The organism is Holdemanella porci, from assembly GCF_019052655.1.
Classification (GTDB): domain Bacteria; phylum Bacillota_I; class Bacilli_A; order Erysipelotrichales; family Erysipelotrichaceae; genus Holdemanella; species Holdemanella hominis.
The window spans coordinates 13,016-33,621 of sequence record NZ_JAHQVB010000006.1 but is presented as its reverse complement, the minus strand read 5'-3'; the positions used below and the strand labels follow the sequence as shown (position 1 = coordinate 33,621).

Below are 20,606 nucleotides of genomic sequence, written 5' to 3'. Positions count from 1 at the left end.
ATGCGTACTATCAGTATTATCCTTCCTTTTTTTAAGTACAAACATTACTTTAAAGAATGTCTACAAAACTTAGCACAAAGTACATTTAAAGATTTTGAATTGATTGTCGTATTAGATCATCCAACTGAAGATATTGACGATTTATTAGAAGAATATAATTCTATTTTTGATATGCGCGTTTATACATTGCCAGAAGGTGTAACAGGTGTAGCTGCATGTCGAAATGTTGGAATTCAACAAGCTAAAGGTGCCTACCTCTACTTTTTAGATAGCGATGACTATGTTTTAGAAGATACTCTACAAAACATGATCAAAGCTATGGATCATGATGTAGATATGGTTTATGGTAAATTGAATCACACTTGGAATAACAAGGCCAATTATCTTCATAAAGTAGAAAATAAAGAAGTAGATGAAGAAGATCAAGAAGAAAGGGAGCAACGTCGCTTAAATAAGCTTTCTAATTTTGTTTCATTCGCATCCTATGAAAAAGATGAGCAGCAAGCTCATGCTATTTTCTATACAATGGACAATCGTAGAGGTATCCGAACTTTTACTGTATTAGGCAATTTGTATAGTCGTGATTTTGTCGTTCGAAATAATTTTAAATTTAATGAGGACTTCAGATATTACAGTGATATGACGTTTATGTGTCCTCTATTAGAAAAGCTAAATACAGCTTTAAGAGTGGAAAATGCGATTTATGTAAAACGTAAACACAATGATCCAATTAACGAACCTGCTTTGAGTCAGGAAGAAAATGACAATCGTTTTAATGAAAGATGTGATGCGGTTGAATATACACGTATACTTTTAAAAGAAGAGGGTGTTGTGCGTTTTTGTTTAGATCGTAAAATTGTATCTTACTTTGTATCTAAAATGTCTAAACGAATCCGTCGCAGCCAAGATGATCTATGGCGTACAGACTATTTTGAAAGAATTGCTAAAACAATCGATGGCATTCGTCCAGAAGTGATGAATCGATATAAGCGTAATTCGAAAAAGATGGTGGCTTGTTTACAGAATCGTGATTTAAAGGGAGTACAAAGCTGTGTTCGAAGAAAATTAGGAATTAAAAAATTCTTTAGAGTCTTCAAAAATAAGAATGTATTATTTAAATTAGCTTATTATCACATTTATTCAAAAAAACCAATTCAAGATAATGTGATTCTGTTCGAGACATTCATGGCTAAAAACTATTCGGACAGTCCAAAATATATTTATGAATACATTGCCAAAAATTATCCAGGAAAATACAAGTGTGTATGGGCATTGAATGATGGTCATGAAGTTCCTTATGGAGCGGAAGTCGTAAAACGTTTTTCATTCAAATATGCTTATTATCTAGCTGTAAGTAAATATTTTGTATTTAATGTAAGACAACCATTGTGGTATCGCAAAAGAGAAGGACAAGTATTTGTTGAAACTTGGCATGGCACACCATTGAAACGTCTTGTATTTGATCAAGAAGAAGTAACTTCTGCATCACCAAAATATAAACAGCAGTTCTATCGTCAAAGACAAGAATGGGATTATTTAGTGAGTGCCAATCCTTTTAGTACGAAAACATTTAGAAGCTGTTTTATGTATGAAGGCAAGATGCTTGAATATGGATATCCAAGAAATGATATTTTATATTGGCCCAACAAAGATGAAATTTCGAAAGACCTAAGAAAGAAACTAGGTATTTCAGAAGATAAGAAAACAATTTTATATGCTCCGACATGGCGTGATGATGAGCACTATGGAAAAGGGGAGTACAAATTTACGTTGGCTTTAGATTTGAAGTTGATGATGGAAAAATTATCGGATGAATATGTTGTTTTATTAAGAACACACCACTATATCGCAGATAACATTGATACAACAGGTCTTGAAGGCTTTGTGTACAATTTAAGTAAATATGATGATATCAGTGAAATCTATTTGATCAGTGATATTTGTATCACGGATTACTCAAGTGTATTCTTTGACTTTGCGAACTTAAAACGACCAGTACTTTTCTATACATATGATATTGAAAAGTATAAAAATCAGTTACGTGGATTCTATATTGATATGAATACAGAAGTTCCTGGTCCACTATTGTATACGAGTGAAGAAGTTGTGGATGCGATTTTGAATATTGATCAAATAAATGAAGAATATAAAGAACGTTACGAAGAATTCTACAAACGTTTCTGTTGCTACGACGATGGAAATGCGTCAAAGCATATTGTAGAAGAAGTATTTAAGTAAAAAAAGGAGAGGATAGCCATGTTGATAAAGCTTTTAAGACCATTTAAAAAGTTTGCAGGAAAATGCATTCGCTTGGCATATAAATTAACCTATCGTTTATTTAAAGTAGACGATAAGCTTGTCATATTTATATCTTTTCATGGTCGTGGCTATTCGGATAATCCTAAAGCTATTTATGAACAAATGAGGCAAGATCCACGATTTGTTGGATACCGTTTTATTTGGTTTATAAAAAATCATAAAGAAAAGAATATTCATATTGAAGGAGCTGAAATAAAGGAATATTTCAGCATTCCTTATTTTTATTATTTGTCCAAGGCAAAATTATGGGTAGTGAACTGCAAATTACCTACATATATCTTTAAAAAGGAAAATCAGGTTTACCTACAAACATGGCATGGAACACCATTAAAGCGATTAGCTCATGATATTGATGTGAGTGAAGATACTACATTTTATCGTTCAGGTGTCAGTTATGAACAGATGTGCAATTCCTATGATGTAGATGTCGCAAGATACAATTATATGATCAGTCCAAATGCCTTCTGTACGAAAGTTTTTCAAACATCTTTCCAAATCAATAGAGAAAGATTGATTGAAACAGGATATCCTAGAAATGATTTTATTTCGAATGCGACAAAAGAAGAATGTGATGCGATCAAGAATAAGTATCATTTGCCTATAGATAAAAAAATTGTATTGTATGCACCAACATGGAGAGATAATTCTTATGTTTCAGCAGGATATACTTTTGAATTGAAGGCAAACTTTAGAAAATGGAAAGAAATTTTAGGTGAAGATACAATTGTTGTATTTAAGCCACACTATCTAATCATTAATACCTTCAAAGATGATCCAGAATTAGATGGATTTTTGTATTCCATTCCTGCTCAAGCAGAAATCAATGAATTGTATGTGATTAGTGATGTATTGATTACGGACTATTCAAGCGTCTTCTTTGATTATGCGATATTGAAAAGACCCATCTATTTTTATATGTATGATTTAAAAGAATATGCGACAGACTTAAGAGGATTCTATTTAGATATTCATAAGGACATTCCAGGCAAAATTTATATGGATGAAGAAACATTGTTGATGGATATTAAAAATGAAGTTTATGACTATTCTAAATTGAATGATTTTAATCTTTATTTTAATAACCATGAAGATGGAAATGCTTCTAAAAGAGTAGTAGATATCTTATATAAGGCGGTGCAATAAAATGGGATTAAGCAAAATAATCTTAAATGTTGCCTTATGGATCGTGGACGTTTTAACTTTTTATGTACATCCTAAAAAAAATCGAATTACTTTTATTAGTTTAACACAAAGTGAATTGTCAGGTGATTTTAAACTCATCGATAAACAATTACGTCACGAAAATAAGTATGATATTCATTATATATTATTAAAGTTTGAAAAAAATCTATGGGGTAATTTTAAATATTTCTTGAATTGTTTAAAACAGTTAGTTGAAATAAAAAAATCAAGTCTTGTGATTTTAAACGACAATAACTATGTGATTAGTCATATGAAACCAACCAATGTCAAAGTGCTACAAGTTTGGCACGCGTGTGGAGCCGTGAAAAAATTTGGTAATCAAATCAAAAGACAATATCCTGTACGTAATTACGATTATGTTCTATGTAATGCTGAATATTGGAAGGAACCATATTCACAAGCTTTTGGGGTAAATACAAATCAAGTGTTAGTGACTGGAATGCCAAGAATTGATACTTTATTAAATAGAAATGAAAGAGATGAGTTCTTTTTGAAATATCCAGAATTAAAAGATAAGAAATTATGTTTGTATGCACCTACTTTTAGGGGTAACATTATCGATGGTTTTAAAATTCAGTCTTTTGATTTCACAAAAGTAAAAGATTACGTGGTTCTATATAAATTTCATCCATTACTTGGAGATATTCAATGTAATGGTGGAGTGAACATGAATAAGGAAGACTTGTATACATTGATGCAAGTGAGCGATTGTTTGATTTCGGATTATTCAAGCGTAATATTTGATTACTCTTTATTAAATAAGCCAATGATTAGTTACATTCCTGATGTAAAAGAATATAAACATAATATTGGATTGAACATTGATTTTGATGATTTTCCAGGACCTGTATGTACAGATGAAGATCAACTCGTCAAGGCGTTAGAATTTAAAGATTATGATTATGATAAATTGTCTTATTTCCAAATAAAGTACATGGTATATACGGATGGAAAAAATACAAGTCGAGTCATCGATACAATTAATCAGATTATGGAAGAGGTATAGGCCCTCTTCTTTTTTACATCAATAATGAAAATAATTACATTTTAACTTGAAAATAAATGTAAATCATAGTATTATACAGTCAACGCATTGATATGGAAGAGTAATTCACTACGTTTTAGCCTAGAGAGATATTGTTTGGTGGAAAATATCGTAAAGCTAGAGAATGAAAATCACCATGGAGTGGCTATAGCGATAATGTAGTTATAGACGTAAGTCTTACGATATAAAGACTAGATGTGATAGCATCGATGAGGGCATTCATTAGAATGAATTAGAGTGGTACCGCGGAAGAATAAGATTATTATTACCTTTCGTCTCTGAAGTTGTTAATTAGGCAACAAGAGGCGGAAGGTTTTTTTGTTGCAGAAAGGGAGAATTTGAGAATGAAAAAGAAAGAGAACACAAAATTGAATCGATCATGGATGGCTGCATTTTCAGTGGCCACAACCGCATTTGCAGCACACGCAGGTGGAGGATTTGCGACAGGAAATCAGGAAAACACATGGTTTGTTAGTTTAGGGTGGCCAGCTATTGTTGGGGTTGCCGTTGCGATGTTACTTTTATCTATGACAATTCGTGAAGGCCAGATTATGATGAATTCAAGAGGATTAAAAACGTATAAAGAACTATTTGAATGTTTATATCATCCATTTGATAAATTAGAATTATTATTTGAATTATTCTTTAATATCATGGTTTTAATGGTTGTTGCATCATGTATCTCTGGTGCAGCCAGTGCATTAACCCAATACTTTGGATTGAATTACTATCTAGGAACATTTGTGATTGGCCTTGTTGTATTATTCTTAACAATTTTTGGCGTAGATTTGATTCGTAGAGCAAGTACATATATGGGTGTAGTAATCTTAGTACTAGCTGTTTCTATTTATACAGTAGGTTTATTAAATGGACACAATTTGTTAGATGTTATGCGTGTTGATTTTTCAGTACATGGGTGGAGTCAACTTCCAAAAGCAGTTTGGAACGGTGTTACTTATTCAGCTTTCCAATGGGTTACAGTACCAGCTATCTTAGTTTGTGGAACAAGTGTTTTAAAAACAAAACAAGATTGTGATCGCTCAATGGCATTAACATTCACATTAAATATGTTAGGATTAGGTCTTGCCGTATTAATGTTACTTTGTTGGCAACACTATTATTTGACTCAGCCAAACGGAACAACTTTACCAACGTTAACAACATTAAAATCATTTGGAGCAAATTGGCTTGTAGCACTATATGGATTGGTATTATTCTTATGTTTGATCTCAAGTGCAGTTTGTGTCATCTTTGGATTTGTGAATCGCTTTGAAAATGTGAAATTCCTTCAAAAAGTTGAAAATGTACCTGTACGTAGAGCTTTAGTTTCTGCATTCATCATGGTAGTTTCTATGGGAATCTCATTTGTAGGACTAACAAACGTTGTTAAGTATGGCTATGGATATTGTGGATATCTAGGTATCGCCATCATCATCGTCCCATTGTTGACAGTAGGATTCTATAAGAATCGTAAATTCATGAAAGAAAATGCACAAGATGCAAAAGTTTCTTTTGAAGAAGCATACGAAAAAAATTAGACGGGAAATCAATTTCCCGTCTTTATTTCTTCCATTTTCTCATCAAGTGTCTTACAAATCTTGGCACACTCTAGTAATTCTTTATCAATTTCATCTAAGCGTTCTTTTGATAAGTTCTTTTTATAGCGAATCTTGTGTTCTAGACTTGCCCAGAAATCCATCGCAATGGTTCTAAATTGTACTTCTACCTTAACCCATTTTTTCTCATCTGATAAAAAGATAGGGATTTCTACAATTAGGTGAAGACTACGATATCCATTTTCTTTAGGATTTTGAATATAATCTTTTTTTTCAATCAAGCGCACATCATCTTGGCTAAGAAAAGAGTTGGCCAAAGAATAAATATCTTCTGTAAAAGAGCAAATAACTCGAACACCGGCAATATCAAATAGGTTGTTTTCAATGTTTGGGATGGTTAAAGCAAGATTCTTTTTTTGAAGCTTTTTAAGAATGCTAGATTGCGATTTAATACGCGTATGAATCGATTCAATGGGATTGCGATCATAGAATAGGGAGAATTGTTCGTTAAGAACTTTAAATTTAGTTTCCACTTCCATTAACGCGCAATTATAATAAGTCATCATTTGACGATAGGGAAGAGTACTTTCTTCTACAAAATCCGTAAAAGCATCAACTAATTTCAAATTTGCCATAATTACTCCTTGAATGTGACTTCAATCGTATAATCATCTGTATCTGGGATAATGGAAATGATCTCTTTAATACTTTTTTCTGTGTTCTTTTGAGCCGTTTTCATTAAACCCTTTTTCTTGGCTTCAGATAAAGCCTTCTCTTTTTGTTCAACCGCAAAAGCTTTATAGTCACTCACACTGATTGGATTAAAAATATTTTTTGTTTCATCATAGACTTCAATACTTGATTCATCGATTGAATTTGAAAGAACAGTTGGCTTATTAACTGTCGCATAAATAGTAGAATCGTTGATCTCTACATTTGCCTTAGATAAATCTGTACCTAATTGAATTTCCCCTTCAAATGTTAGTATGAAGTATTTGTTTGTCAAAGGAATGGACCAGCCATTCAGACTTAAAGAATTTTCAAATTTTCCTACTTTCGCATAATGATATTTTGTGGTTACCAAATCACTTGCCTGTTCAATTCGATTCTGAATTAATGTCGATGTGATTTCAGGTTCCGTTTGTTTGTTCGCAAAGAACATACCGCTTACAAAGGCAATTAAGATAAAGACAACAACAAATAAAACTTTCTTTAAATTTTTCATAAGTGACCTCCTCATTAAAATTGTATCATAAATGAATAAAGTAAATAAACCGACATACATAGTGTCAAATTATTGAGTATAGTAAAAATACGGCGGAAACGATTATATGTTATAATGGATAGCGTGGAGGGTTTTCATGACTAAAGTAGAATTTCAGAAGGCTTGTTTAGAAGCCGGCATCCAATTAAATGAAGAACAAATGAATCAATTTGAAAAATATATGCAGCTTCTTGTTGAATGGAATGAGAAGATGAACTTAACGGCAATCACACAGGAAGAAGAAGTATGGGAGAAACATTTTTATGATTCAATCATGCCGTTTTCAAATATTAAATTTGAAACAATGTGTGATATTGGCTCAGGCGCAGGATTTCCAGGCATCCCTGTAAAAATTGCATTTCCACATGTTCATATGACTTTGGTGGAACCATTACAAAAGCGTTGTCGTTTTTTAAATGAAGTGAAAACTCAATTGAACTTGGATAATCTCGATATATTAAATGTTCGAGCTGAAGATTTGGCAAAAGAAAAACGTGAATGTTTCGACGTGGTCAGTGCGCGTGCGGTTGCTAAACTATCTATTTTATTAGAACTTTGTGTTCCTTTTGTGAAGATGGATCATACTATGGTGGCTTTAAAAGGCAAGAATGGTCACGAAGAGTTGATCAATGCGCAAAAGGCAATTGATACATTAGGTGTTGAATTGATTGATGAAGAAAAATTTATGATTGAAGAGGATGCAACACGCATTAATTTATATTTTAAAAAGGTAAAACATACGCCAAATAAATATCCTAGAGCGTATGGGCAAATCAAGAAAAAACCTTTGGAGGGTTGAGTATGGGAAAAGTTATCGCAATTTCGAATCAAAAAGGTGGAGTAGGTAAAACTACAACATCGATAAATTTAGCAAGCGGACTTGCACATGTAGGAAAAAAAGTATTGTTGATTGATTTCGATTCGCAGGGAAATGCCACGCAAGGATTAAATGCAAATCAAAATAATTCACAAGCTACGATTCACTCTGTATTAATGGAGGGAGTTCCTATTCAGCAGGCCATCGTACCTAAAATGAATCCAAGAATCGATATTGTTCCAGCCAACATTAATTTAGCTGGAGCTGATTTAGATATGGATAAGATGGAAGCCGGTAAAGAAGAATTGTTGAAAAAAGCCATTGCTCCTATTCGAGATCAATATGATTACATTATTATTGATTGTCCACCATCACTTGGACTATTGAATACCAATGCATTGACAGCAGCTGACAGTATTTTGATTCCAGTACAGTGTGAATATTATGCATTGGAAGGAGTTACGCAGTTGTTGATCACAATTCGTCTTGTCCAAAGAACAAGTAACCGAAATTTAAAAATTGAAGGTATTTTATTAACAATGTTTGATATTCGTACAAGATTAAGTGTAGAAGTTTCGCAGGATGTGCGTCAAACTTTTGGCAAGCTTGTATATCAAAATTCTATTCCGAGAAATGTAAAATTATCGGAAGCACCTAGCCGTGGCATGTCTATTTTTGAATATGATCCAAAAAGTACAGGAGCCAAGGCATATGCTGGTTTAACTGAAGAAGTACTAAAACGTAATTCAAGGGAGGCATAGCTATGGATAACAAAAATAATGCTCGTTTAGGAAAAGGATTGTCCAGTATTTTTGGGCAAGATGTTTCTAAAGTATTAGATGATATTCAAAATGGAGATATGGAAGTTGAAAGACAGGAACAGTCAAAAATTCCTGTGGATGAGATCCGTCCAAATCCATATCAGCCTCGTAAAGTATTTAATGATGAAGCTTTAAAAGAATTAAGTTCATCAATTAAGCAACATGGTGTATTTACGCCGATTCTAGTAAAAAAAAGTATTCAAGGATATGATTTGATTGCCGGTGAAAGAAGATTAAGAGCTTCAAAACTTGCCGGATTAAAAGATATTCCAGCTATCATTGTTGATTTTGATGATCAGGAAATGATGGAAATTGCTTTGTTGGAGAATATTCAACGTGAAGATCTAAATGTAATAGAAGAAGCAAAAGCGTATGAAAAATTAATTCAACGATTAGGATATACACAAGAACAGTTAGCTCATCGTGTCGGAAAATCACGTGAACATATCACAAACTTATTGCGATTGTTAAAACTTCCAGAAGATGTCCAGGAATACGTTGTGAGTAAACAATTAAGTATGGGGCATGTACGAGCTTTACTCGGTCTTAAGACAGAGGCAAATATGCGTAAAGTTGCTAAACAGGCTATTGATCAAGGTTTATCTGTTCGTAAAGTAGAACAAATTGTAAAAGATACAAACAATAAAAAAACGATAGAAAAGCCAAAAGAAGATATTTATGTGAAGGCAGCTAAAGAAAAGCTTCAGGAATTCTTTCAAACATCGGTATCTATCAGTAAAAACGCTATTTCTATTCATTATGAAAATAAAGAAGACTTAAATCGAGTGCTAGAATTATTGAATCTAGTCGAAGAAGAGTAAGTCTTCTTTTTTTGACAAATGTTCTGTTTTTTGTATAATATTCATTATTCATGGAGATGTAGTAAAAAAAATAGCGCCAGGACTAAGTATTTAGTTGACGAGGACCAGACTTATCGAAAGATTCGGCGGGTAGTCTGGAGGTTGATACAACCTTTAACGATGGACAAAACCAATGTGTGAACATTGAACAAAGCCATTTGGTATCCTCCATGATAATAATTTATAGGAGGATTTTTTATAATGTGTGGAATCACAGCGTACGCAGGTAAAGAGAGTGCTTTACCATTTTTATTGCAGGGTTTAGAAAAACTCGAATATCGAGGATACGACTCTGCAGGCGTGACTCTCGTTTCGAATCACCATCTAGAAACGTATAAGGCGAAGGGGCGTCTTACAAATTTAAAGGAATTGTTGAATGAAAAAGAACATCCTGAACATACAGGAATTGGACATACACGTTGGGCAACACATGGTGTTCCAAGTAATATGAATTCACATCCTCATACAAATGAGAGTGAAACAATTTCAATCGTGCATAATGGAATCATTGAAAACTATGCATCAATCAAGGAATGTTTATTAGAACAAGGATATACATTCCAGTCACAGACGGATAGTGAAGTTATTGTTCATATGTTGGATTACTATTATCAAGGCGATATGATGTACGCTTTAAAAAAATGTGTGCAATACCTTCAAGGTAGTTTTGCGCTATGTGTGGTTTGTACAGATTATCCTGACTGCGTTTTTGTCGCAAAAAAAGAAAGTCCAATGATTTTAGGGAAAACAGATACATCTGCATTTTGTGCAAGTGATATTCCAGCTGTGTTAGATTACACAAAAGATATTTGTGCTTTAGAAGATGGACAGATGGCCGTATTAAGACCCGGAAGTATTGAAGTCTATGATTTCTTTGGGGATTCCGTTTCAACAACTTGGGTGCATATCTCATATGATGCTTGTGCAGCTCAAAAAGGTGGATATGATACTTTTATGCAGAAGGAAATGCATGAACAACCGTATGTGATCAAAGAAACGTTGAGAGCTCATATTGAAAATAATTTGGCTATGCCAGAATTATCTGGTTTAGATGTTTCAAAAATCAATCAAATTTATTATGTTGCGTGTGGAACTGCTTACCATGCGAGTTTGTATGCTCAATACTTATTGCGCACATGGATTGATTTACCAATTTACTGCATTAGTGCAAGTGAATTTAGATATGGCAACTATCGTGTCAATGAAAATACGCTATGTATTTTTGTTTCACAATCTGGAGAAACAGCAGATACTTTGGCAGCATTAAAACTTTCGAAAGAAAACAAAGCACAAACACTGACTGTGACAAATGTGTTAGGTTCTAGTTTAGCTCGATTATCTGATTACGTTTTATATACTTGTGCTGGACCAGAAATTGCGGTCGCAAGTACAAAAGCTTATACAACACAACTTGTGCTGTTGGCATGTCTATGTTTAAAGTTAGCGTCTTTATTTAATAAGGGTGTGGCATGTAAAAATCATATGATCAATCAGTTGAAACAAATGCCAGATGTAGTTGAACAAATGCTTGCGCAAGAAGAAAAAATGGCTGAATTTGCTAAACTATTAACGAATCAAAAAGATGCCTACTTTATTGGTAGACAATTGGATTATTTAAGTGTTTTAGAAGGGGCGTTGAAACTAAAAGAAGTTTCGTATGTGCATGCCGATGCATATATGGCTGGTGAATTGAAACATGGTCCAATCGCATTGATAGAAAAAGATACAGTTGTGATTGCGCTAGCTACGCAGCCTAGTGTTGCACAGAAGACAATTTCGAATATTTTGGAAACGGTTGCTCGAGGAGCCAAGGTCATTTTGATTGCTTCACAAAGCCAGAATACGGAAGGCTTTGAGTATGTGATTCGCATTCCAGATGTAGATCCATTACTAAGTTGTATTCCGGCAACAGTTTTATTGCAGGAATTAGCTTACTATGTCGCAAAAGAAAAAGGTTGCGATGTAGATAAACCTCGTAACCTTGCGAAAAGTGTAACTGTAGAATAATTATTCTTTAATTTCAGTGATGATATAGTGAATGGTTTGATCTAAACCATGCTCAGATAAATATTTTAATAAATGATGGATGAGGGCGTCTGTTTCCGGATGAATCAGAATTTTACCTCGTCCATTTTCATAATATTCAAGTGCACTAGAGTCTGTGTATTTTTCTTTTTGATAGATCATACTTGCAGCAACTCGATCGCAAAACATTTCGATGACATAGTTTGTAGGCATTTTACATGCATAAATGCCATCTACTCCAAAATCAAGCCAATATTCCCAATGATGTTTGTTTCTTCCTTTATGATGTAGCCAACCTAATGAATAACCTTTTTCTTCTTTCTCGGCATCAATAGGAGAACGAAAACCTTGATAATAGTGAAAACCTGTTTTTAATTCAATATAAGAGTATTTGCTTAAATCATGGAGTAAACCTTGTTTATATAGGTGACAACGAAAACAAAGCCAAGTAACTTTTAACTTGTGCTTGTTGATCGTATGTAAATGGGCTAATGCTTTATTCATAAATTCACTTCTTTCTTGATTATTTTAGCATAGAATAAGAAAACCATTCTAGTGTAGGCATCTAGAATGATTCCTTTTTGTTTATTATTTTTAAAGAGAGAAATGAATAAATGAGGATGGGATTTAAAATTGAACCAGATTTTCATAATTTACATAAAATCTAGTGCTTATAGACAAATGTTTGTAAATGAAATACGAAAAACCAAATGAAAGCGAATACAATGAAAATGCACGATATAAAGACAAAATGCTATGTTTTGTTCATGAAAAATATACATAAATGTAAAATTGTATGTAAATTTCTTTCTTAAATCCTTGAAAATGTGTTTCTAGCATAGTATAATTTCATCACACATAGTGAGCAAACTATAGGAGGAAAGAGAAATGAATAAACAAAGAATTGTTGCTGGTTTAGCATCTGTAGCAATGGCTTCTACTTTAGTAGCATGTTCAGGCGGATCTAGCAGTGACGCAAAAACATTAACAGTATCTGTAAACCAAAGTTTAACTGGACAGTTTACACCTCAATATGCATCAAGTGCTTATGATCAATATGTAGTAAACTTATGCTACGAATCAATGTTAAAGTACAATGCTGATAACGAATTGGAACCAGTATTGGCTAAAGATTTACCAGAAGTAAGTGAAGATGGTTTAACATTAACTTACAAATTGGAAAAAGGACACAAATTCAGTGATGGTACTGAAGTAACTGCAAAAGACGTTAAATTTACATTCACAACATTAGCTGACCCAAGCTATACTGGTCCTAATGGTGGTGGAATGGATAACATCGTTGGATATAAAGAATATAATAGCGGAGCTGCTAAAGAATTAACTGGTGTTGAAACTCCAGATGATTATACAGTTGTATTCCACTTGGTATCACCTCAAATCGATGCAGTCTCATTATTTGGTACAATGGGAATCGCAAGTGCTGATCATTACTCAAAATACAAACAAGGTAATGTAAAAGTTGTTGAAAAGAACCAAGAAGAATCATGTGGTTCTGGTGCTTACCAATTAAAGAGCTATGATAAAGCAAGTGGAGCTTCATTTGTTCGTAATGAAGAATTCAAACCTGAAAAAGGACAATACCAAGTAGATCGTATTGTTATGAAGAAAACAGATGTAACTACAGAAGTTTCTGAATTGAAAAAAGGAACAGTTGATTTAATTCCAGAAGTAATTGAAACAAATAAAGTTAGTGAAGCGAGTCAAGCTGACAACATGGCATTCAACTACTATACTCGTAGTGCTGTTGGTTTCGTAGCTTTGAACGCTAACAATGGAGCTACAGCTGACAAAGCAGTTCGTCAAGCATTGATGTATGCGACAGATCGCCAAGGATTCTGTGATTCATACTTCGGATGGGATAAAAAAGCAAGTGACGAAGTTAAAAAAGTTAAAGGTGGATATGTACCAGCTGCATACTGGAATCCAGCATCAGTAAACTTTGGCGCAGTTGTTTGTAATGAAGAAACAATCGATGGATTAAATACTTATGCATTTGACATGGATAAAGCGAACCAAGTATTAGATGAAGCTGGTTGGGTTCGTGGTGCTGATGGAATCCGTGAAAAAGACGGACAAAAATTAGAAATCAAATTCTTATTGTCAGAAGGTAACTCAGTACTTGAAACTTTAATTCCTATTGTTAAGAAAACTTGGGGAGATTTAGGTGTTGATCTAAAACAAACTACAGTTGATTTCTCTACATTATTAAGTAACGTTCAAGATACTAGTCACGATAGTGAGTGGAATATGTGTTTCTTAGCTACTAGTTTCACAAGTAACCAAGATAGTTCAGCTAATGATTCATATTCAAATGATCCAGAAAACATGGCTGTAAATAACTACTCTCGTATCAATGATCAAGCATTGATTGATCAATTGACAAAAGCTCGTGCTGATTCTGATGAAAAAAAATCAAAAGTTGATTATGCTGAAGCTATGAAGATGGCTGCTGATGATGCAGGATACATGCCAGTTTACTCAGGTATGATGTTCAACCTTTACAATAAGAAAGTTGACTTGACTGGAACAGGAACATTGCGTAACTGGTCTCAATCAATGGATACAATTACTGTAAAATAATTTAAAATTTGCACAAAGGTGTGTTAAAATAGTTGATGTTAAAGGACAAATGTTCATTAACAGAAACGTGGCAACGTTAAATAGTCTGCATGAAAAACTCGTGGATTGTTTATAAAATTAAGGGCAAGCCGTATTGACTTGCTCTTATATGCATTTAGTGGATAGAAAGGATCGATAACTATGCTAAAGTATGTATTTAAAAGAATTTTAGCGATGATTCCTGTCCTTTTCATCATTTCAATCGTTATTTTCGGTACTGTAAAGGCGATGCCAGGTGATGAGGTAACAGCTTATTTTGGAGCCGGTTCAAAGGTTACACAAGAACAACGTGATCACGTTCGTGAGTTGTTAGGATTGGATAAATCGTTACCTGAACAATATGTACGTTGGGTTGGACGTATGTGTACAGGAGATTTAGGATCAAGTATTACCCTTAAAAAACCAGTTGGAACTATCATTGGTGACTATGTATGGAATACATTCTATTTGAATGTTGTATCATTAATTGTGGCTTTGATTTTTGCCATTCCAGTTGGAATAAAACAGGCAGTAAAGAAAGGTACAGTGTTTGATAACTTCTGGACTGTATTCTCATTGTTAGGAATAAGTGTTCCAACATTCTTCTTTGCCTTAGTATTAATTTTCTTCGTAGGTTTGCAGATTCCAGGTATGCCTATCAACGGAATGCGTGACACAATGCTATCAAGCTTTGGTTACTCAAGTATTTTCCAAGAAATTGGAGATATAGCTTTACACTCAATTTTACCTGTAATCGTATTGGCGTTTAGTTCATTTGCGTCGTTCTCACGTTATGTACGTAACTCTATGGTTGAAGTCATCAACATGGATTATGTTCGTACAGCACGTTCAAAGGGTCTTAAAGAAAAGACTGTTATCTACAAACATGCATTTAAAAATGCACAAATTCCTTTAGTAACATTACTAGGATTATACATTCCATCATTATTCTCAGGAGCCGTAATCTTGGAATCTGTATTTATCTGGCCAGGAATTGGAAAAGTGTTAATTGATGCGATCAACCAACGTGATAACTCTTTAGTTATGGCTTGTTTGATGTTTAGTGCCTTGTTGATGTTATTAGGTAACTTATTGTCTGACATTTGTTATACATTAGTTGACCCACGTATCAAGGTAGATGAATAGGAGGGAACTATAGATGGCTAAAAAAAATGCTGTAGTATTAGAATCTGGCGAAAAAATCGAATCTATAGGTCCTTGGACCATAGCATGGCGTAAGTTCAAACAAAACCGTGTTGCCATGGCTGGTTTGATTATTTTTGTATTAATTGTTGTTGCTGTTATTGTTATACCACCAATGCTTGGATATAGCGTTAATGACTATGATTTATCAAATCCTAATTTAGCTCCAGGAGGAGAACACTTATTAGGTACAGATAAACAAGGTCGTGACTGCTTATTCCGTTTATTCTTAGGTGGACGAATCTCTATCATGGTTGGTATTATTGCTGCTGTTATTACTGTCATCTTAGGATGTACAATTGGTGGCATTTCAGGATATTATGGTGGAAAATTAGATAACGTATTAATGCGTTTTGCAGAAATCGTTTATTCATTGCCATTTACACCAATGATTATTGCGGTTGCCTCAACTATGTTGTGGGTTCCACAAAGTCAAAAAATGTATACTGTATCATTATTAATTGGTTTGTTATCATGGCCAGGACTAGCACGTTTGGTTCGTGGACAGATTTTGACTTTGCGTGAACAAGAATTTATGCAAGCTTGTGAAGCTTTGGGTATTTCAGATTTCTCAAAAATCTTTAAACACTTACTTCCAAACGTTATTTCTTTAGTAATCGTAAATGCTACACTACAAATGGCAAGTGCTATTTTGACTGAGGCTGGTTTATCATTCTTAGGTATGGGTGTGACTGCACCAACTCCTTCTTGGGGTAACTTAATGAACTTAGCGCGTGATTCTTACGTGTTCCAAAACTATCCTTGGGAATGGATGCCTGCAGGTTTAATGTGTTTGTTAACTGTAATCTCAATCAACTTGATTGGTGAAGGATTGCGTGATGCATTCGACCCTAAAGAATTACAGTAGTAAGGAGGATACACAATGTCTGTAAATAAAAAAGTAATTAAAGTGGAAGACCTTCGTGTATACTTCCATACAAAAAAAGGTGATTCAAAAGCAGTTGATGGAAACCACTTTACAATGTATGAAAATGAAACACTTGCGATTGTAGGTGAATCAGGTTGTGGTAAATCAGTAACTGCCATGTCTATTTTAGGCTTAGTAAGTGAACCAGGAGAAATTATGCCTGGATCAAAAATCGTATATATGGGAAATGTGGACCGTGATGAAGATGGTTTAAACTTAGCTACAGCTACAGATGAACAAATTCGTCACATTCGTGGTAACGAAATCTCTATGATTTTCCAGGAACCAATGTCAAGTTTGAACCCAGTTATTACAGTTGGGGATCAGATTATGGAAAACATTTTGACGCACGAAGAAGTTTCTAAAGAAGAAGCTAAACAACGCGCAATTGATTTGTTGGCAGAGGTTGGTATTTCTCGTCCAGAAAAAGTTGTTGATAACTATCCATTCCAATTATCAGGTGGTATGTGTCAGCGTGTTATGATTGCGATGGCTTTATCTTGTCATCCAAAATTATTGATTGCCGATGAACCTACAACAGCTCTAGATGTTACAATTCAGGCTCAGATTCTTTCTTTAATGAACAGATTAAAGAATGAAACAGGTACATCTATCATGTTGATCACACACGACTTAGGTGTAGTTGCTCAGGTTGCTGATAACGTTAACGTTATGTATGCAGGTAAAGTTGTTGAAACAGCTCCAGTAGAAGAATTGTTCAACAACCCTAAACACCCATATACAATTGGATTAATGAATTCAATGCCTTCATTAGCAGAAGAAGGAAAACGATTAAATACAATTGAAGGTAGTGTACCTAACCCATTGTATTTACCAAAAGGATGCTACTTTGCAGATCGTTGTCCATATGTAACAGATCGTTGTAAAGAAGGTCAACCAGTAGATACAAAAGTTAAATCACGTCACCACGTATGGTGCTTCAAAGTTGAAGAAGAAATGAAACAGGAGGGATAGTCATGGCAGAAAAAAGAAAAATTCTTGAAGTAAAACACTTAAAAAAATACTTCCCTCTAAAAAAAGGAAAATATAAAGATGGTGATCCATGTGTTAAGGCCGTAGATGATATTACTTTCGACTTATACGAAGGTGAAACATTAGGTCTAGTAGGTGAATCAGGATGTGGTAAATCTACTTTAGGTCGTACAATCATTCGTCTTTATGAACCAACAAGCGGAGAGGTAATCTTCGAAGGTGAAGATGTAGCGAAGAAATCTCGTAAAGAAATGCGTGCTTTACGTGAAGAAATGCAGTTTATCTTCCAGGATCCATATTCTTCATTGAATCCACGTATGACTGTATTCAATATTTTGGCTGAACCATTGATTGCTCACGGAAAATTCAAACGAGGTCCAGAACTAGATGCATATGTTAAAAACCTAATGGACCGTTGTGGTTTGCCAAGCTACTATTGCTATCGTTATCCTCACCAATTCTCAGGTGGACAAAGACAACGTATTGGTATCGCACGTTCTTTAGCATTAGATCCAAGCTTCATTATTTGTGATGAACCAGTAAGTGCATTGGACGTTTCTATCCAATCACAAATCATCAACTTAATGAAAGATATGCAAGAAGAAAAGAACATTTCTTATATCTTCATTTCACACGACTTGTCAGTTGTAAAACATATTTCTGACCGTGTAGGTGTAATGTATTTAGGTAGTATGATGGAACTTGCAGATAAGAATGAAATATACTCTAACCCTCAACACCCTTATACAAGAGCGTTGATTGGTGCAATTCCTTTACCAGACCCTACAAAACGTAAAGAAATGCAAGTGATTCAAGGTGAAATTCCAAGTAACGTAAACATTCCTAAGGGATGTAAATTCAACCCTCGTTGCCCATTTGCGAAAGACATTTGTCGTGAACAAGAACCAGCAACAAAAGAGGTTAAGCCAAATCACTTTGTTAAGTGTCACTTTGGAGGTGAATTCTAATGTCTAAGCGCCCATCTATGCGTGAGATGTTAGAAAAAAAAGATAAACAAAAAGGTAAAGAAGATCGTCTTGAAAAAGGGGATTTTCTAGCCTTATTAATTGCAGCTAGTAGTACATTCTGGCCAATTTTATTAGGTGCCATTGTTATTTTAGCGCTATTAATTTTTGGTTGGAATGCCATCTTTGCATAATACGAGAAGCTTTCGGCTTCTCTATTTTTTTAGGAGAAAGATATGAAATTTACAGATTATAAATATGAACATATGGATATTGAAGCTTTGCAGGCACAATTAAAGGCGATTTGTACAAAATTACAGAATGCAGCTTCTTATGATGATTTTAAAAATGCGTTTATTGAATTGAATGACGTAAATAAATATATCAATACTAATCAGACTCTTGTTGAAGTGCGTCATACAGTAGATACAAGAGATGAATATTATACAAAAGAAAATGACTTTTTAAATGAAATGCTTCCAGTATTAAAGGAAGATATTGTGAATTGTAATAAGGCTGTAATGGAAAGTTCTTTTGTATCTGAATTAAAGAAAGAAGTACCGGAAACATATTTCTTACAAAGAGAAATGGAAGAAAAATCATTTGATCCAATTATCATTCCTGAAATGCAAGAAGAAAATAAATTAGCTTCTAAATACCAAGCAATCATTGCGAGTGCACAAATTGAGTTTGATGGTGAAACATATACTCTTGCTGCTTTAGAAGTAAAGACAAATGATAAAGATAGAGATACTCGTAAACGTGCAATGCAAGCCTATTGGGGATGGTATGACGAACATGCTAAAGAAATCGGTGAAGTTTATGATCAATTAGTGCAAGTGCGTACGCGTATGGCTAAAAAATTAGGATATGAAAACTATATTGAACTTGGTTACTATCGCATGATGCGTTTTGACTACAATAAAAATGATGTAGAAAACTATCGTAAACAAGTATTAGAAGATGTTGTTCCTTTAGATAATGAGTTGTATGCTCGTCAACAAAAACGTTTGGGTTATGATACTTTGCATGCTTGGGATGAAAAGTTTGAATTCACTTCAGGAAATCCAGCCCCTAAATATATTCGTGAAGAGTTAGTTAAACGTGCATTAAAGATGTATCAAGAACTAGATCCTAAAACAGGTGAATTCTTTGAATTTATGACAGAAAGAGAATTATTAGATCTAGATTCAAAGCCTGGTAAAGCAGCTGGTGGATATTGTACATTCATTCCAAATTATCAATCTCCATTTATCTTCGCAAACTTTAATCAGACTAGCCATGATGCTGAAGTACTAACACATGAAGCAGGACATGCTTTCCAAGTGTATTCAAGTAAGGATATTTTCCCAATCGATTGTGTATGGCCTACTTATGAATCTTGTGAAATCCACTCTATGTCTATGGAATTCTTTACATATCCATGGATGAAATCTTTCTTTGAAGAAGATGTAGATAAATATTATTTCAATCATTTGTCAGGAGCTGTTAAGTTCTTACCTTATGGAGTTTTAGTAGATCACTTCCAGCATGAAGTATATGAAAAACCAGAAATGTCTTGTGAAGAAAGATTGGCTACTTGGAGAAAGTTGGAAAAACAATACTTGCCTCATAAAAACTATGAAGGTATTGATATTCTAGAAAAAGGTGGATGGTGGATGCGCCAGCTTCACATTTTCATGGATCCATTCTATTATATTGATTACACATTAGCTCAAGTATGCGCGTTGCAGTTCTGGGCTCGTATTCAAAAGAATGATGAAAAGGCTTTTGAAGATTACAAACACATTTGTAAGATTGGTGGAACATTGCCATTCAGAAAAATTGTAAAAGAAGCAGGATTAAAGGTTCCTTTTGAATCAGGATGCTTAAAAGATACTGTTCAATTGGTTCGCGAATGGTTTGAAAAAGCAGACGATTCACAATTTTAAAAAAACATCTTGCGATTTGAAAAAAGGCTTGCTATAATTGTATAGCACTTACTTTGG

General features: G+C 34.0%; 18 protein-coding genes and 1 other annotated feature. Of the genes, 15 read left to right on the top strand and 3 right to left on the bottom strand.

Going from position 1 to position 20,606, the window contains the following annotated elements; translation table 11 throughout:
* The 4 genes from KTQ83_RS02245 (at window position 1) to KTQ83_RS02230 (ending at window position 6,105) form a co-directional block, all read left to right on the top strand.
* Window positions 1-2,238, top strand: coding sequence for a CDP-glycerol:glycerophosphate glycerophosphotransferase (locus KTQ83_RS02245; protein ID WP_217255918.1), 2,238 nt, complete (start codon window positions 1-3; stop codon window positions 2,236-2,238).
* Window positions 2,239-2,256: 18 nt separating this feature from the next.
* Window positions 2,257-3,462, top strand: coding sequence for a CDP-glycerol glycerophosphotransferase family protein (locus tag KTQ83_RS02240; RefSeq protein ID WP_217255917.1), 1,206 nt, complete (start codon window positions 2,257-2,259; stop codon window positions 3,460-3,462).
* A 1-nt stretch (window position 3,463) separates the two neighbouring features.
* Entirely contained in the window at window positions 3,464-4,528 is a 1,065-nt protein-coding gene (locus KTQ83_RS02235) for a CDP-glycerol glycerophosphotransferase family protein (RefSeq protein ID WP_217255916.1), read from the top strand.
* 78 nt (window positions 4,529-4,606) lie between these two features.
* Window positions 4,607-4,850, top strand: a binding site (T-box leader).
* Between the two features lie 61 nt (window positions 4,851-4,911).
* Window positions 4,912-6,105 carry a YkvI family membrane protein gene (locus tag KTQ83_RS02230; protein ID WP_117924493.1) on the top strand — a complete coding sequence of 398 codons (1,194 nt, stop codon included), beginning with the start codon at window positions 4,912-4,914 and terminating at the stop codon, window positions 6,103-6,105.
* A gap of 8 nt (window positions 6,106-6,113) precedes the next feature.
* Here the strand turns inward: KTQ83_RS02230 and KTQ83_RS02225 are convergent, their stop codons facing one another.
* Together KTQ83_RS02225 and KTQ83_RS02220 are read right to left on the bottom strand one after the other, a co-directional pair.
* Window positions 6,114-6,758, bottom strand: a complete 645-nt coding sequence (locus tag KTQ83_RS02225; RefSeq protein WP_117924495.1) for a GTP pyrophosphokinase — start codon at window positions 6,756-6,758, stop codon at window positions 6,114-6,116.
* Window positions 6,759-6,760: 2 nt separating this feature from the next.
* The gene (locus tag KTQ83_RS02220) at window positions 6,761-7,348 is read right to left on the bottom strand and encodes a DUF4230 domain-containing protein (RefSeq protein ID WP_117924497.1); all 588 of its coding nucleotides are present in this window, start codon (window positions 7,346-7,348) and stop codon (window positions 6,761-6,763) included.
* Between the two features lie 136 nt (window positions 7,349-7,484).
* Between KTQ83_RS02220 and rsmG the strand changes: the two genes are divergently transcribed.
* The 4 genes from rsmG (at window position 7,485) to glmS (ending at window position 11,892) form a co-directional block, all read left to right on the top strand.
* Entirely contained in the window at window positions 7,485-8,186 is a 702-nt protein-coding gene (gene rsmG / locus KTQ83_RS02215; RefSeq protein WP_117924499.1) for a 16S rRNA (guanine(527)-N(7))-methyltransferase RsmG, read from the top strand.
* A 2-nt stretch (window positions 8,187-8,188) separates the two neighbouring features.
* Window positions 8,189-8,965, top strand: a complete 777-nt coding sequence (locus KTQ83_RS02210) for a ParA family protein (protein ID WP_117924501.1) — start codon at window positions 8,189-8,191, stop codon at window positions 8,963-8,965.
* A gap of 2 nt (window positions 8,966-8,967) precedes the next feature.
* Window positions 8,968-9,846 carry a ParB/RepB/Spo0J family partition protein gene (locus KTQ83_RS02205; RefSeq protein ID WP_117924503.1) on the top strand — a complete coding sequence of 293 codons (879 nt, stop codon included), beginning with the start codon at window positions 8,968-8,970 and terminating at the stop codon, window positions 9,844-9,846.
* 240 nt (window positions 9,847-10,086) lie between these two features.
* The gene (gene glmS, locus KTQ83_RS02200; protein WP_217255915.1) at window positions 10,087-11,892 is read left to right on the top strand and encodes a glutamine--fructose-6-phosphate transaminase (isomerizing); all 1,806 of its coding nucleotides are present in this window, start codon (window positions 10,087-10,089) and stop codon (window positions 11,890-11,892) included.
* Here glmS and KTQ83_RS02195 read toward each other — a convergent pair whose 3' ends face one another.
* Window positions 11,893-12,414 carry a DUF5662 family protein gene (locus tag KTQ83_RS02195; RefSeq protein WP_117924507.1) on the bottom strand — a complete coding sequence of 174 codons (522 nt, stop codon included), beginning with the start codon at window positions 12,412-12,414 and terminating at the stop codon, window positions 11,893-11,895.
* A gap of 384 nt (window positions 12,415-12,798) precedes the next feature.
* Between KTQ83_RS02195 and KTQ83_RS02190 the strand changes: the two genes are divergently transcribed.
* From KTQ83_RS02190 to KTQ83_RS02160, 7 genes are all read left to right on the top strand, one after another.
* Window positions 12,799-14,511, top strand: a complete 1,713-nt coding sequence (locus KTQ83_RS02190; RefSeq protein ID WP_217255914.1) for an ABC transporter substrate-binding protein — start codon at window positions 12,799-12,801, stop codon at window positions 14,509-14,511.
* A 180-nt stretch (window positions 14,512-14,691) separates the two neighbouring features.
* Window positions 14,692-15,675, top strand: coding sequence for an ABC transporter permease (locus KTQ83_RS02185; RefSeq protein WP_117924511.1), 984 nt, complete (start codon window positions 14,692-14,694; stop codon window positions 15,673-15,675).
* 13 nt (window positions 15,676-15,688) lie between these two features.
* Window positions 15,689-16,600: an oligopeptide ABC transporter permease gene (gene opp4C / locus KTQ83_RS02180; protein ID WP_117924513.1), complete on the top strand. Its 912-nt coding sequence runs from the start codon at window positions 15,689-15,691 to the stop codon at window positions 16,598-16,600.
* 15 nt (window positions 16,601-16,615) lie between these two features.
* A complete protein-coding gene (locus tag KTQ83_RS02175; RefSeq protein WP_117924515.1) occupies window positions 16,616-17,635 on the top strand; it encodes an ABC transporter ATP-binding protein in 1,020 nt (339 codons plus the stop codon).
* Window positions 17,636-17,637: 2 nt separating this feature from the next.
* Window positions 17,638-18,621, top strand: coding sequence for an ABC transporter ATP-binding protein (locus KTQ83_RS02170; RefSeq protein WP_117924517.1), 984 nt, complete (start codon window positions 17,638-17,640; stop codon window positions 18,619-18,621).
* On the top strand, window positions 18,621-18,812 hold the full coding sequence (locus tag KTQ83_RS02165; protein WP_003865735.1) for a hypothetical protein: 192 nt from the start codon (window positions 18,621-18,623) through the stop codon (window positions 18,810-18,812). The genes KTQ83_RS02170 and KTQ83_RS02165 overlap by 1 nt, the downstream gene beginning before the upstream one ends.
* Window positions 18,813-18,854: 42 nt before the next feature.
* Window positions 18,855-20,549 carry a M3 family oligoendopeptidase gene (locus KTQ83_RS02160; RefSeq protein ID WP_186998601.1) on the top strand — a complete coding sequence of 565 codons (1,695 nt, stop codon included), beginning with the start codon at window positions 18,855-18,857 and terminating at the stop codon, window positions 20,547-20,549.
* Window positions 20,550-20,606: the final 57 nt, after the last annotated feature.

Excerpts from the sequence above, each read along its gene's own strand:
- KTQ83_RS02245 (WP_217255918.1), top strand. The coding sequence starts at position 1 with ATGCGTACTATCAGTATTATCCTTCCTTTTTTTAAGTACAAACATTAC.
- KTQ83_RS02240 (WP_217255917.1), top strand. The coding sequence starts at position 2,257 with ATGTTGATAAAGCTTTTAAGACCATTTAAAAAGTTTGCAGGAAAATGC.
- KTQ83_RS02235 (WP_217255916.1), top strand. The coding sequence starts at position 3,464 with ATGGGATTAAGCAAAATAATCTTAAATGTTGCCTTATGGATCGTGGAC.
- KTQ83_RS02230 (WP_117924493.1), top strand. The coding sequence starts at position 4,912 with ATGAAAAAGAAAGAGAACACAAAATTGAATCGATCATGGATGGCTGCA.
- KTQ83_RS02225 (WP_117924495.1), bottom strand. The coding sequence starts at position 6,758 with ATGGCAAATTTGAAATTAGTTGATGCTTTTACGGATTTTGTAGAAGAA.
- KTQ83_RS02220 (WP_117924497.1), bottom strand. The coding sequence starts at position 7,348 with ATGAAAAATTTAAAGAAAGTTTTATTTGTTGTTGTCTTTATCTTAATT.
- rsmG (WP_117924499.1), top strand. The coding sequence starts at position 7,485 with ATGACTAAAGTAGAATTTCAGAAGGCTTGTTTAGAAGCCGGCATCCAA.
- KTQ83_RS02210 (WP_117924501.1), top strand. The coding sequence starts at position 8,189 with ATGGGAAAAGTTATCGCAATTTCGAATCAAAAAGGTGGAGTAGGTAAA.
- KTQ83_RS02205 (WP_117924503.1), top strand. The coding sequence starts at position 8,968 with ATGGATAACAAAAATAATGCTCGTTTAGGAAAAGGATTGTCCAGTATT.
- glmS (WP_217255915.1), top strand. The coding sequence starts at position 10,087 with ATGTGTGGAATCACAGCGTACGCAGGTAAAGAGAGTGCTTTACCATTT.
- KTQ83_RS02195 (WP_117924507.1), bottom strand. The coding sequence starts at position 12,414 with ATGAATAAAGCATTAGCCCATTTACATACGATCAACAAGCACAAGTTA.
- KTQ83_RS02190 (WP_217255914.1), top strand. The coding sequence starts at position 12,799 with ATGAATAAACAAAGAATTGTTGCTGGTTTAGCATCTGTAGCAATGGCT.
- KTQ83_RS02185 (WP_117924511.1), top strand. The coding sequence starts at position 14,692 with ATGCTAAAGTATGTATTTAAAAGAATTTTAGCGATGATTCCTGTCCTT.
- opp4C (WP_117924513.1), top strand. The coding sequence starts at position 15,689 with ATGGCTAAAAAAAATGCTGTAGTATTAGAATCTGGCGAAAAAATCGAA.
- KTQ83_RS02175 (WP_117924515.1), top strand. The coding sequence starts at position 16,616 with ATGTCTGTAAATAAAAAAGTAATTAAAGTGGAAGACCTTCGTGTATAC.
- KTQ83_RS02170 (WP_117924517.1), top strand. The coding sequence starts at position 17,638 with ATGGCAGAAAAAAGAAAAATTCTTGAAGTAAAACACTTAAAAAAATAC.
- KTQ83_RS02165 (WP_003865735.1), top strand. The coding sequence starts at position 18,621 with ATGTCTAAGCGCCCATCTATGCGTGAGATGTTAGAAAAAAAAGATAAA.
- KTQ83_RS02160 (WP_186998601.1), top strand. The coding sequence starts at position 18,855 with ATGAAATTTACAGATTATAAATATGAACATATGGATATTGAAGCTTTG.